This is a genomic window from Janthinobacterium sp. CG_23.3 (assembly GCF_046115965.1).
Taxonomy (GTDB): domain Bacteria; phylum Pseudomonadota; class Gammaproteobacteria; order Burkholderiales; family Burkholderiaceae_D; genus Janthinobacterium.
Map to the genome: position 1 here is coordinate 1 of NZ_JBJXIB010000154.1, position 13,394 is coordinate 13,394.

Genomic DNA, 13,394 nt, shown 5'->3' on the forward strand with positions numbered 1-13,394 from the left:
GAGAAAAGAGAAGGAGAAGGAAAAAGAAAAAGCTACACGAAAAACGGAAAACGAAAACAGCAAACCACCCCCCCCCCCCCCCCCCACCGCGGCGGCGCGCCCGGGCGGGCGCGCCGCCTTCTATGCCGTCTCCTCGACGCGCGTCTCGACCAATAATTTCTTAATCTCCGGCACGCAGGAACCGCAATTGCCGCCCGCCTTCACGCAGGCCGTCACCGCCGCCACGCTGGTCAGGTTCTGGCCGCGGATGGCGTCGCAAATGGTGTTGCGCCCGACGCCGAAGCACGAGCACACCGTCGGCCCGGTATCGGCGCCCTTCTCGATCGGCTGGCCGACCAGCAGGCCGACGCGGTCGACCTCGGACAGCTGCTCGTGGCCGAACAGGCCCGCCAGCCAGGCCCGCGACGGCAGGTCCGGCCGCGGCGACAGGAACACGCACTGGTCGATGCGCCCGTCCACCAGGTGCACGGCGCGGTACACGCCGGCGCTGCGGTCCTCGTATTCCAACCAGTCGGCCTGTTCATCGTCGACCGCCAGCAGTTGCCGCGCCCAGGCGCTGTAGTCGGCGATGGCGTTGCGCCCGGCCAGTTCGTAGCGCGCGAACGAGCGGCCCTGGATGCGGGTCCAGTGCGCCACGCCGTCGAGCGCCAGCTCGCCGCGGCTCAGAATGAAGCCGTGCCAGGAGACGCGGAACTGCTCGACCCGCACCGGCGTGTGCTTGAATTCCGGCTCGCCCGAGACCGGGTCGACCACCGGGTTGACCAGCGCGCCGACGCGCGCGTCGGAGGCGGTCTGGCCGCTCCAATGGATCGGCACGAACACGCCGCCGCGGGCGATGCCGCCGCCGTGCCGCACCCGCGCCACCATCGCCCCCCACCGGGTCGACACGCGCGCCAGCTCGCCCTCGCGCACGCCGTACAACAAGGCGTCCTGCGGGTGGATGTCGACGAAGGATTCGGCCACGTGGTCGGCCAGCTTGGCCGATTTGCCGGTGCGCGTCATGGTGTGCCACTGGTCGCGCACGCGGCCGGTGTTGAGGATCAGCGGGTACTCGGCGTCGGGCCGGTGCGCCGGCGCGCGCGGCGCCGTGGCGACGAAGCGGGCGCGCCCGTCGGGGTGGGAATACTGGTGCTCGCCCAGCAGGCGCTGTTGCCCCGCCAGTTCGCCCGAGGCCAGCCTGGTGACCGGCCACTGCACCGGTTCGAGCTGGTCGAACTGGCGCCGGTCCATGCCGGCCAGCGCGGCGATGTTGAAGGCGCGCCGGGTGGCGCCCCCGCCCTCGCCGTCGGCGCCGTTGCGGTAGCCGCTCAGGCGCGCGTGTTCGTCGAAGACCTCGTGCACGGCGCCGAAGTCGAAGCCGGCAAAGCCCATGCGCTGCGCCACCTGGCACAGGATCTGCCAATCCGGCCGCGCCTCTCCCGGCGCCGCCAGGAAGCCGCGCTGGCGCGAGATGCGGCGCTCGGAATTGGTGACGGTGCCGTCCTTTTCGCCCCAGCCCAGCGCCGGCAGCAGCACATGGGCGAAGGCGTTGGTGTCGGTTTTTTCGACGATGTCGGTAACCACCACCAGTTGGCACTTCTCCAGCGCGCGCTGGACCTGGTTGGCGTCGGGCATGCTGACGATCGGGTTGGTGGCGATGATCCACATCGCCTTGACGCTGCCCGCTTCGATGGCCTGGAACAGGTCGACCGCCTTCAGCCCCGGTGTGGCGGCGATGCGCGGCGAGCCCCAGAAGGTTTGCACGGCGTCGCGGTGGAGCGGATTGTCCAGGTCCATGTGCGCGGCCAGCATATTGGCCAGGCCGCCCACTTCGCGCCCGCCCATGGCGTTGGGCTGGCCGGTCAGCGAGAACGGCCCCATGCCGGCACGGCCGATGCGCCCCGTCGCCAGGTGGCAGTTGATGATGCTGTTGACCTTGTCGGTGCCGGCCGAGGACTGGTTGACGCCCTGCGAAAAGGCGGTGACGACCTTGTCGGTGGCGGCGAAGGCGGCGTAGAACGCCAGCAGGTCCTTCGGGTCGACGCGGCAGATTTTGGCGACCGCCAGCGGGTCGGCGCAGTCGACGTGGGCGGCGGCCAGGGCCGCGTCCAGGCCGTTGGTGTGCGCCGTGACGAAGGCGGCGTCGACGGCGCCGTGCAGCGCCAGGTAGCACAGCAGGCCGTTGAACAGCCAGACGTCGGTACCCGATTTCACCGGCAGGTGCAGGTCGGCCTGCTCGCAGGTGGCGGTGCGGCGCGGGTCGATCACCACCAGTTTCATCTCGGGGCGGGCCTCCTTGGCGCGGGCGATGCGTTGGAACAGGATCGGGTGGCACCAGGCTGTGTTGGAGCCGACCAGCACCACCATGTCGGCCTGTTCCAGGTCCTCGTAGCAGCCCGGCACCAGGTCTTCGCCGAAGGCGCGCTTGTGGCCGGCCACCGCCGACGACATGCACAGGCGCGAATTGGTGTCGATGTTGGCGCTGCCGATGTAACCCTTCATCAGCTTGTTGGCGATGTAATAGTCCTCGGTCAGCAACTGGCCCGAGACGTACAGCGCGACCGACTCGGGGCCGTGCTCGGCGACGATGGCGCGCCAGCCGTCGGCGACCTTGTCGAGCGCCTCGTCCCAGCCGGCGCGGCGCAAGGCGCCGCCGGCGTCGCGCAGCTGCGGGTGCAGCAGGCGCCCGTCCAGGCCCAGCGTCTCGCCCAGCGCCGAGCCCTTCACGCACAGCCGGCCGGCGTTGGCGCCGTGGCCGCTGTCGCCGGCGATGGCGATGCTGCCGTCCGGCAGCGGGGTCGCCTGGACGCCGCAGCCGACGCCGCAATAGGGACAGGTGGTGCGCACCGCGAGGGCGCTGGAAGGAAGGGGATGGACATTCAGGTTCACGATAACTTCCTGGTCAGGCCGCCAAGCCGCAAAGCGACTTGCCGAACAATAAATGGTTGCGCATGGCGGAAATATCGGTGCGGTTCTGGATCAGGTCGAAGTACCACGGGCCGTCCTGCACGTCGCCGTACAGCACCGCGCCGGCCACCTGGTTGCCCTTCAATACCAGGCGCTTGTAGACGCCGCGGCGCGGGTCGCGCAGCACCAGGTCTTCGCTGTCGGGACCGCCGATGAAGTCGCCCACCGAGTACAAGTCTACGCCGGTTACCTTCAATTTGGTGGGCGTGGCCTGCTGCACGTAGCGGCGGTGGCCGGCGCCGGCCAGGTGGGCGCCGCAGACGCGCGCCTGGTCCCAGATCGGCGCCACCAGGCCGAAGGTGGCGCTGCGGTGCTGCACGCACTCGCCCACCGCGTAGATGCGCGGGTCGTAGGTTTGCAGCGTGTCGTCGACCACGATGGCGCGCTCGCAGTGCAGGCCGGACTGCTTGGCCAGCTCGATGTTGGGACGCACGCCGGCGGCCATCACCACCAGGTCGGCGGGAATCTCCGTGCCGTCCTTGAAGCGCACCGCCGTGACGCGCTCCGGGCCGACGATTTCGGCGGTGTGGGCGTCGAGCATGAAGCGCAGGCCCTTCAGTTCCAGCGCGTTTTTCAGCAGCAGCGAGGCCGGCTTGTCGAGCTGCTGGTTCATCAGCGCGTCGGTGACGTGCACCACGGTGACGTCCATGCCCTGGCGCAGTAGGCCGTTGGCCGCTTCCAGCCCGAGCAGGCCGCCGCCGATGACGACGGCGTGGCGGTGGTGGCGCGCCGCCTCCAGCATGGTTTCGACGTCCTGGATGTCGCGGAAGGCGATCACGCCGGACAGTTGGTGGCCCGGCACCGGAATGATGAAGGGCTTCGAGCCGGTCGCCAGCAGCAGGCGGTCGTAATGGACCTGCAGGCCGGAGCGCGCGCGCACGATGCGCCGGCGCCGGTCGATGTGCTCGACCGGGTCGCCGGCGTGCAGCGCGATGCCGTTGGCCACATACCATTCCGGCGTGTTGAGCATGATATCGGCGACGCTCTTTTCGCCCGCCAGCAGCGGCGACAGCAGGATGCGGTTGTAGTTGCCGTGCGGCTCGGCGCCGAAGACGGTGATGTTGTACAACTCCGGCGCCAGCTTTTGCAGCTCCTCGACCGTGCGCATGCCGGCCATGCCGTTGCCGATCACCACCAGCGACGGTTTCGCGGCGCGCGCGTTCATGCGCCTACCCAGACCCTGCCGCCCTCGATGCGGGCCGGCCAGGTGGCCACCGAGTGTTCCGGCGCCTCCAGGCATTCGCCGGTCTGCAAGTCGAAATGCTGCTTGTAGATCGGCGAGGCGACCACCAGGCGCTGGCCCAGGTTGCCGACCAGGCCGCGCGAGAGCACCGCGGCGCCGCTGTTCGGGTCGACGTTGGCGATGGCGAACACCCGCTCGCTGCCGTCGTTGACGTGGAACACGGCCACTTGCTCGCCGTTGAGCAGCGCGCACACGCCGGTGTTCGGCACGATGTCGGCCAGTGCGCAGACGGATACCCAGTTGTCGGTTTGAAGGTCGCGGTGCATGGTGTTCTCCAGTTTCATATATAACTAATTTGTTTGCTGCTCGCCGAAATCCCAGGTTTTACGAAGCAAGAATCATGCCGTGGCGGCGACGATGGGGATCGTCACGCGCTTGCGCTCTTCCAGCGTGGCCGGACGGATCTGCCCGCGCTCTTCGACGAACACCACGTTCGGATCGGCCAGGTCGCTGTTGACGAACTGGCGGAAGCGTTTGCGCGTTTCCGGATCGTCGACGGCGGCCTTCCACTCGCAGGCGTAGGTGTCGACGACGTGCTGCATGTCCGCTTCCAGCTCGGCGGCGAGGTTCAGCTTGTCGCCGATGACGACTTCCTTCAGGTAGTCGAGGCCGCCCTCCAGGTTGTCGCGCCACACGCTGGTGCGTTGCAGGCGGTCGGCGGTGCGCACGTAGAACATCAGGAAGCGGTCGATGTAGCGCACCAGGGTTTCCTGGTCGAGGTCGGACGCCAGCAGTTCGGCGTGGCGCGGTTTCATGCCGCCGTTGCCGCACACGTACAGGTTCCAGCCCTTCTCGGTGGCGATCAGGCCGATGTCCTTGCCCTGCGCCTCGGCGCACTCGCGGGTGCAGCCGGAGACGCCGAACTTGATCTTGTGCGGCGTGCGCAAGCCCTTGTAGCGGTTTTCCAGTTCGATCGCCAGGCCGACGCTGTCGGCCACGCCGTAGCGGCACCAGGTCGAGCCGACGCAGGATTTGACGGTGCGCAGCGACTTGCCGTAGGCGTGGCCGGACTCGAAGCCGGCGGCGATCAGTTCCTCCCAGATCAGCGGCAGTTGCTCGACGCGGGCGCCGAACAGGTCGACCCGCTGGCCGCCGGTGATCTTGGTGTACAGGCCGTATTTCTTGGCCACCGTGCCGACCGCGATCAAGCCGTCGGCCGTGACCTCGCCGCCGGCCATGCGCGGCACCACCGAGTAGCTGCCGTCCTTCTGGATGTTGCCGAGGAAATAGTCGTTGCTGTCCTGCAGGCTGGCGTGCTCCCTCTTCAGCACGAAGTCGTTCCAGCACGAGGCCAGCACGCTGGCTGCGACCGGTTTGCAGACGTCGCAACCGAGGCCCTTGCCGTGCTGCGCCAGCAAGTCCGCGAAGGTGGTGATCTTGCCGACGCGCACCAGGTGGTACAGCTCCTGGCGCGAATAGGCGAAATGCTCGCAGACGTGGTTGTTGACGTCCAGGCCGAGCTTTTTCATCTCGGCCTTCATGATCTGCGTCACCAGCGGCACGCAACCGCCGCAGGCGGTACCGGCCTTGGTGCAGCTTTTCAGCGCGCCGATCGAGGTGGCGCCGTCGCCGACGGCGGCGCACAGCGCGCCCTTGCTGACGTCGTTGCACGAGCAGATCTGCGCGCCGTCCGGCAGCGCGTCCACGCCCAGGCCCGGGCGGGCCTTGCCGTCCGACTGCGGCAGGATCAGGAATTCCGGCGATTCCGGCAGCTCGATGCGGTTGAGCATCATCTGCAGCAGCGTGCCGTACTCGCTGGCGTCGCCGACCATGACGCCGCCGAGCAGGAACTTGCCGCACTCGGAGACGACGATTTTCTTATAGATCTGCTTGCGCTCGTCGGTGAACTGGTAGGAGCGGCTGCCGGCGGTGGTGGCGTGCGAGTCGCCCATGCTGGCCACGTCGACGCCCATCAGCTTTAATTTGGTGCTCATGTCGGCGCCGGTGAAGGCGCCCTGCTCGCCCAGCAGGTGGCGCGCGGCGATGCGCGCCATTTCATAGCCGGGCGCGACCAGGCCGAAGATCTGTCCGCCCCACAGCGCGCATTCGCCGATGGCGTAGACGTCCGGGTCCGAGCTCAGGCAGCTGTCGTCGATGCTGATGCCGCCGCGCGGGCCGACCGTCAGGCCGCTGGCGCGGGCCAGTTCGTCGCGCGGGCGGATGCCGGCCGAGAAGACGATCATGTCGGCGTCGAGGTGGCTGCCGTCGGCGAACACCATGCGGTGGGTGCCGTCGACGCCGTCGACGATTTCCAGCGTGTTCTTTTGCGTGTGGACGGTGACGCCGAGCTGTTCGATTTTGCGCCGCAGCACGCGCGCGCCGCCCTCGTCAACCTGCACCGCCATCAGGCGCGGGGCGAATTCGACGACGTGGGTGGCCAGCTGCATGTCGCGCAGCGCCTTGGCGCACTCCAGGCCGAGCAGGCCGCCGCCGATGACGACGCCGGTCTTGGAGCGCTTGCCGCATTCCAGCATCGCCTCCAGGTCTTCGATGGTGCGGTAGACGAAGCAGTCCTTGCGGTCCTTGCCCGGCAGCGGCGGCACGAACGGAAAGGAACCGGTGGCGATCACCAGTTTGTCGTAGGACAGCACTTCGCCGGTGCTGACGGTGACGGTCTTGGCGCCGCGGTCGATGGCGCCGGCCTTGGCGTTGAGTTTCAACAGCACGTTGCCGCGCTCGAAGAAGCCGGGCGGCACCAGCGACAGGTCATCGGCCGATTTGCCGGCGAAAAATTCGGACAGGTGCACGCGGTCGTAGGCCGGGCGCGGCTCTTCGCACAGCACCGTTACCTCCAGGTGGGGGGCGCCGCTGTCGGCCAGGCGTTCGAGGAATTTGTGGCCGACCATGCCGTGGCCGATGACGATAATTTTCATGTTGTTTCTCCTAAACGAACTGAGCTGAACTAAGCGGCGGCCAGGGTCGGCTCGCTGGCGCTGGAAAAGCGCGCGGCGACCGCGCACAGGGCCGAGACGATGACCAGGCCGCTGAGGATGCTCAGCGTCTGCTGGATGTCGCCGGTGCCCTTCATCAGGAAGCCGGCGGCCACCGCGCCGACGTTGCCGCCGGCGCCGATGATGCCGGCCACGCCGCCCAGGGCCTTGCTGTCGATGAACGGCACCAGCGCGTAGGTGGCGCCGCAGGCCATGTGGGTGAACAGGCCGAACACCAGCATGGCGACGACGGCGTAGGCGACGCCGTCGGCGTTGGCGAACCACAGCAGGCCCAGGCCCTCGCCGATCATCATCAGGAACAGCAGCGTGACGCGGCTGTTCAGGTTGCCGCGCAGGGCCATCTTGTCGGAGACCCAGCCGCCCAGGGCGCGGGCGAACAGCGCCAGCAGGCCGAAGCTGCCGGCGGCCAGGCCGGCCGACTTCAGCGACAGGCCGAAATGGTCGACGTAATAGACGGCGGCGATGTTGTGGATGAAGATCTCGATGCCGAAGCAGGCGCCGTAGGTGACGAACAGCAGCCAGACGCGGTAGTTGGCGCTGGCCGCCTTGAAGCTGTCCCAGCCGCCCTTCTTGCCGCCGTCGATGGCGATGCCGGCGGCGCGCATCTGGCTATAGTTGCCTTCCGGGCAGTCCTGGGTGAACTTCCAGTAGAGCACGGCCATGACCAGCATCAGCACGCCCGGCACCACCAGCGCGACGCGCCAGCCCAGCGTCTCGGACACGCCCAGCATGATGAGCGCGCCCATCAGCAGGGGCATCAGCGCCTGCGCCGCGCCGCCGCCGGCGTTGCCCCAGCCGGCGGCGGCCGCGTTGGCGGTGCCGACGACGTTGGAGGCGAACATCACCGAGGTGTGGTATTGGGTGATGACGAAGCTGGCGCCGACGGCGCCGATGCCCAGGCGGAAGATCAGGAAGCTCTCATAGCTGTGCGACATGGCCACGCCCAGCACCGGCACCGCGCCCAGCAGCAGCAAGCCGGTGTAGGCCTTGCGGGGACCGAAACGGTCGCACATCGGGCCGATCACCAGCCGCACCAGGATCGTGATGGCGACGGCGGCGATGTTGATGTTGGCGATTTGCCCGATGCTCAGGCCGAACTCGCCTTTGATGATGGGCATCAGTGGCGCGCAGGCGAACCAGGCGAAGAAGCAGACGAAGAAGGCCATCCAGGTCAGGTGGAAGGCGCGCATCGGCGCCGTGTTGAAGGTGAAGAGCTTGATGCTGCTTGCTTTGCTGGCCATTTTTTTATCCCGTAAAAAACGAAAATGCGTCCGCCCCGCCTGGAGTAAAAACCAAGCTGGGCGGACGCCGTTGTCCTTGTCGACCCATCGTTGGGCCGGCACTAGTTGTTCAGGGGATCGCCATTGATCCGATAGGTATCCTTTAGCAAGCGCCGTGCCAGAGCGCGTTACCGGCTGCGCAGGGGGCGCGCGGGCGGCCGCCGCGGTGCGGCGCGGGGCGCCATGAGACATCGCGGTGCGCTTTCGCCCGAAAATGGTGCAGTGCATGGTGGAACGTGTTCCATGTGCGCGGGCCGTCGCTATTTTTCCACGGCAATGGCCGGCGTTTCCCCTAAACATTTCGGAAATAGGTTACTGTAGGCTGTCTCCGGCGCCTTGCGGCCGCGGGTAAATGGTTTTCCAGGCCCACCGGCAACCGCCCGGCCCTTCACGCACGCGGCGGTTATTCCAACCGACTGAACTGGCCGCCAATGGAGGCAATATGTCGCGCGCCCGCTTTTGTTTGCCCTCGGTTTCCTATCCGGCGCTGCTGGTGCTGCTGCTCGGATGCGTCTTGAGCGCCGCCCTGTTTGCCAGCGGGCGCTATCTGGAACACGACCGCCTGTCGCTGGAATTCCAGGACCAGGCGAATCTGCGCATGATCGCCATCCGCGACGACTTCACCAGCGCGGTCGAGGAACTGCAAACCATCAACCAGTTTTTCGTCAGCACCGGCGCGGTCAGCCGCGAGCAATTCCGCAGCTTCGTCCAAATCTCGCTGAAACACCATCCGGCGATCCAGTCGGTGGCGTTCCAGCGCCTGCTGGCGGGCGCCGAGCGGCCGGCCTACGAGCGGGCGATGGGCGCGCTGTACGCGGATTTCGCCATCACCGAAATACGCGACGGCAAACGGCAAGTGGCCGGCCAGCGCGAGCAATACCGCGTCGTCGACTATCTGGAACCGCTGGTCGGCCACACCGGCGCGCTGGGCCTGGACGTCTTGACGATCGCCGAACAGGCCGAGGCGGCCGCGCGCGCGCGCGACGGCGGCGGCATGGCCGCCACCAAACTGTTCCGGCGCACCCGCGACAAGGCCGGCGAGCGCAGCTTCCTGGTGATGATGCCGGTCTACCGCCACGGCGCGCGGCTCGACGGCGCCGCCGCCCGCCGCGCCGCGCTGCTCGGCTATACCACCGTGGTATTCCAGATCGGCTCGGCCATCGAGACCATCCTGCGCACCAGCGGCTTCCTGCACAACGCCGAGATCGCCGTCGCGGTGTACGACAGCAAGCGCGCCGACCCGGCCAACCTGGCCTACCGCCACGGCGCGGCGGCGGCGGCGGCGCCGGCCGCCGCCGGCTGGCTGCCGGCGTGGCTGTGGCACAACGAACCGAGCGCCGTCGCGTATGGTTTCGAGGTGGCCGACCGGCCGTGGCTGGTGCAAATTTCCCGCCAGGGCAGCTCGCTGACCGGCAGCGGCAGCGGCGCCCTGCTGGCGCTGGCGCTGGCGCTGACGCTGTCGCTGCTGGCGGCCGGCTTCACCCAGACGCTGGTGGCGCGGGCGCGCCGCACCCAGCAACTGGTCGACGCGCGCACCGCCGAACTACGCCACAGCAACACCGAGCTGGCCGCCGACATCGCCGCGCGCACCCGCGCCGAGGACACGCTGCGGCTGATGCAGGGCGCCATCGAGGCCAGCGCCAACGCCATCCTGATCTGCTCGGCGCAGGAGCGCGGCTACGTGCTCGAATACGTCAACCCGGCCTTCCAGCAGGTGACAGGCTACGCCGCCGGCGAGGCGCTGGGGCGCAACTGCGCCTTCCTGTGGGGCGCCGACGCCGAGCAGGCCGGCATCACCGAGATCCGCGCCACCGTGCGCGAGCTGCGCGACGGCCACGCGGTGCTGCGCTGCTACCGCCAGGACGGCACGCTGTTCTGGTGCGAAGTCTACATCGCCCCGGTGCGCAACGACGCCGGCGCGATCGGCCATTTCGTCGTCGCGCTGTACGACATCACCGCCACCAAACGCTACGAGGCCGAGCTGGAATTCCAGGCCAACCGCGACACCCTGACCGGGCTGGCCAACCGCAACCTGCTCAGCGACCGCCTCAGCCAGGCCATCGTCTACGCCGCCCGCGACGACTTTCCGCTGTATATCGCCTTTATCGACCTGGACCACTTTAAATTCGTCAACGACACGCTCGGCCACGCCGCCGGCGACGCGCTGCTGCGCACGATGGCGCAGCGCCTGGAGGCCGAGGCCGGCGGCGCCAGCACCGCGGCGCGCATCGGCGGCGACGAATTCGTGCTGATCCTGCCCAACGACCTCGACGAATACACCGCCTCGCTGGCGCTGCAACGCATCCTCGACGCGGTGGCCGCGCCGGTGCACATCGAGGGACACGAGCTGTTCCTCACCTGCAGCATCGGCGTCGCCGCCTACCCGGCCGACGGCGCCGACCCGGAGGCGCTGATCAAGCACGCCGACATCGCCATGTACCGGGCCAAGCAAACCGGGCGCAACAACGTGCAGTTCTACAAGGCGGCGATGAACGAGCGCGCCCTCGAACGCCTGCGCATCGAGGGCGACCTGCGCAACGCCATCGAGCGCGAAGAGTTCGAACTACACTACCAGCCGCAAGTGGACCTGCGCAGCGGCCGGGTGGTCGGCATGGAGGCGTTGATCCGCTGGAACCACCCGCAACTGGGCCAGCTGGCGCCGCTGCGCTTCATCGCCCTGGCCGAGGAAACCGGGCTGATCGTGCCGATCGGCGCCTGGGTGGTGCGCAGCGCCTGCCGCCAGAACCAGGCCTGGCAAGACGCCGGCATGGCGCCGCTGCGGGTGGCGGTGAACCTGTCGGCGCGCCAGTTCGCGCAAGCGGACCTGCTGCCGTCGATCGCCGCGGTGCTCGACGAGACCGGCCTGGACGCGCGCTGGCTCGACATCGAACTCACCGAAAGCATGGTCATGGCCGACGTCGAGCACGCCATCAGCGTGCTGGGCGGCCTGAAAAAGCTCGGCGTGCACCTGTCGATCGACGACTTCGGCACCGGCTATTCGAGCCTGTCGTATTTGAAACGCTTCCCCATCGACGTACTGAAGATCGACCGCTCCTTCGTGCGCGACATCAGCACCGACCCGGACGACGCCGCCATCACGCTGTCGATCATCTCGCTGGCGCACAGCCTGAGGCTGAAAGTGGTCGCCGAGGGCGTCGAAACCGAAGCCCAACTGGGCTACCTGCGGCGCCACGGCTGCGACCAGATGCAGGGCTACTATTTCAGCCCGCCGCTGCCGGAGCGCGACTTCCGCCAACTGATGCGGCAAAACACGACGCTGGCGCCGCCGCCCGGCGAAGCGGCGCCGCGCGAGACGCTGCTTATCGTCGACGACGAAGCGCAAGTGGCGGCGGCGCTGAAACGGCTGATGCGCCCGGACGGCTACCAGATCCTGACGGCGGCCACGCCCGACGAGGGCTTTCGCCTGTTGGCGCTGCACCGCGTGCAAGTGATCATTTGCGACCAGCGCATGCCGCTGATGCGCGGCACCGAATTCCTCAACAAGGTGCGCCAGTTGCATCCGGATACCATCCGCATCGTCCTGTCGGGCTACACGGCGCTGGAATCGGTCATCGACGCGATCAACGAAGGGCAAATCTACCGCTTCTTCACCAAACCGTGGGACGACGACATCGTACGCAAGACCGTGCGCGGCGCCTTCCACCAGTACGCGCTGGTGCACGAGGCGGCGCGCGGCGGCGGCGCCGCTCAGGCCGGCGGCGGCGGCGGCGCGGCCAGCCAGGCGCACAACTGCGCCAGCAGCTGATCCGCGTCGACCGGCTTCGAGGCGTAGTCGGAGGCGCCGGCGGCCAGGCACTTGTCGCGGTCCTCCAACATCGCCTTCGCCGTCAGCGCGATGATGGGCAGCGCGGCGAAGCGGGGGTCGGCGCGCAGCCGGCGTATGGTGTCGTAGCCGTCCAGCTCCGGCATCATGATATCCATCAGCACGATGTCGACGCCGGCGTCCGCCTCGAGCTGGGCGATCGCCTGCGCGCCGCCGACGGCCGCGCGCACCGCCATGCCTTGGCTTTCCAGCAAGCCGGTAAGCGAGTACAGGTTGCGCGCGTCGTCGTCGACGACCAGCACGCGTTTGCCGCGCAACGCCGCGGCCGGCGCCGGCGCGGCCGGCCGGCGCGGCGGCAGCGCCTGCTTGACCCGGCGCAGGAACTCGGCCGCGTCCGGCGCCAGCCCCTCGCGCTCGCGGCCGGCCTCGCCGACGACCAGCGCGCCCAGTTCGACGGCCTGGGCGCGCACCTCCGGGTCGACCGCGCCGGCGCTGTAGAGCATGGCGGGGATCGCCGCCAGCGCCGCGTCGCGGCGCACCTCGCGCAGCAGGGCCAAGCCGTCCATGTCCGGCAAGTCCAACGCGACCACCAGGCCCTGGTACGTCCTGTTGCGCAAGGCCTCAAGCGCCTCGGCGGCGCTGGCCGCCACGTCGAGCACGACGTCCGGGCCGGCCAGCGCCGCCATGATGGGGGCGCGCTTGGCCACGTCGTTCTCGATCAGCAATAACGCGCGCAGCGGCCGCGCCAGGTGCCTCGTCATGTCGGCGAATACCTGCGCCAGGGCGTCCAGGTCGGCCGGCTTGGTGGTGTAACTGGCCACGCCGTGCCGCTGGTCCGCCTGCGGCCGGTCGCGCACCGAAATAACGTGCACGGCGATGCCGCGCGTGCGCGGGTCGGCGCGCAGGCGGTCGGCGATGTCCCAGCCGTCGGCGTCGGGCAGGCCGAGGTCGAGCGCGATGGCGTCCGGGCGCGCGCGCAGCGCCAGCGCGAAGCCGTCCTCGCCGCCGGTCGCCACCAGCGTCCTGAAACCGCGCTCGCGCGCCAGGCCCTGCAGCATGCGCGCGAACACCGGATCGTCTTCGATGATCAGCAGCAGCGGCTCGGCGCCGGCCGGCGCCGGCGCCGCGAACGCGGACGGCGACGGCGGGGGACGCGGCGGGGGGGAGGAGGGTGGGGGCAGGCAGGACGA

7 protein-coding genes are annotated in these 13,394 nt (G+C 68.7%); 1 reads left to right on the plus strand and 6 read right to left on the minus strand.

Translation table 11 applies throughout. The features are described from left to right. Nucleotides 1-120: 120 nt before the first annotated feature. The 5 genes from ACFDR9_RS24570 to ACFDR9_RS24590 form a co-directional block, all read right to left on the minus strand. Nucleotides 121-2,868, minus strand: a complete 2,748-nt coding sequence (locus tag ACFDR9_RS24570; protein WP_409032663.1) for a molybdopterin-dependent oxidoreductase — start codon at nt 2,866-2,868, stop codon at nt 121-123. 13 nt (nt 2,869-2,881) lie between these two features. Further along, a complete protein-coding gene (locus ACFDR9_RS24575) occupies nt 2,882-4,111 on the minus strand; it encodes an NAD(P)/FAD-dependent oxidoreductase (RefSeq protein ID WP_409032664.1) in 1,230 nt (409 codons plus the stop codon). Continuing rightward, nucleotides 4,108-4,455, minus strand: a complete 348-nt coding sequence (gene nirD / locus ACFDR9_RS24580; protein ID WP_026132746.1) for a nitrite reductase small subunit NirD — start codon at nt 4,453-4,455, stop codon at nt 4,108-4,110. Before nirD ends, ACFDR9_RS24575 begins: the two co-directional genes overlap by 4 nt. Before the next feature lie 72 nt (nt 4,456-4,527). Further along, complete coding sequence (gene nirB / locus ACFDR9_RS24585; protein WP_409032665.1) at nt 4,528-7,062, minus strand: nitrite reductase large subunit NirB; 2,535 nt, start codon at nt 7,060-7,062, stop codon at nt 4,528-4,530. A 29-nt stretch (nt 7,063-7,091) separates the two neighbouring features. After that, on the minus strand, nt 7,092-8,381 hold the full coding sequence (locus tag ACFDR9_RS24590) for an MFS transporter (RefSeq protein ID WP_409032666.1): 1,290 nt from the start codon (nt 8,379-8,381) through the stop codon (nt 7,092-7,094). 481 nt (nt 8,382-8,862) lie between these two features. Between ACFDR9_RS24590 and ACFDR9_RS24595 the strand changes: the two genes are divergently transcribed. Beyond that, nucleotides 8,863-12,186 (plus strand): EAL domain-containing protein, encoded by a 3,324-nt coding sequence (locus ACFDR9_RS24595; RefSeq protein ID WP_017876122.1) that lies wholly within the window; start codon nt 8,863-8,865, stop codon nt 12,184-12,186. On the opposite strand, the gene ACFDR9_RS24600 is transcribed toward ACFDR9_RS24595, so the two are convergent. Further along, nucleotides 12,129-13,394 (minus strand): response regulator (locus ACFDR9_RS24600; RefSeq protein WP_409032667.1); only part of this gene is annotated, 1,266 nt, incomplete at its 5' end. The two genes, ACFDR9_RS24595 and ACFDR9_RS24600, sit on opposite strands and share 58 nt — an antisense overlap.

Bases quoted from the DNA above. Each gene is read 5' to 3' on its own strand.
- ACFDR9_RS24590 (WP_409032666.1), bottom strand. From the start codon at position 8,381: ATGGCCAGCAAAGCAAGCAGCATCAAGCTCTTCACCTTCAACACGGCG.
- nirB (WP_409032665.1), bottom strand. From the start codon at position 7,062: ATGAAAATTATCGTCATCGGCCACGGCATGGTCGGCCACAAATTCCTC.
- ACFDR9_RS24575 (WP_409032664.1), bottom strand. From the start codon at position 4,111: ATGAACGCGCGCGCCGCGAAACCGTCGCTGGTGGTGATCGGCAACGGC.
- ACFDR9_RS24595 (WP_017876122.1), top strand. From the start codon at position 8,863: ATGTCGCGCGCCCGCTTTTGTTTGCCCTCGGTTTCCTATCCGGCGCTG.
- nirD (WP_026132746.1), bottom strand. From the start codon at position 4,455: ATGCACCGCGACCTTCAAACCGACAACTGGGTATCCGTCTGCGCACTG.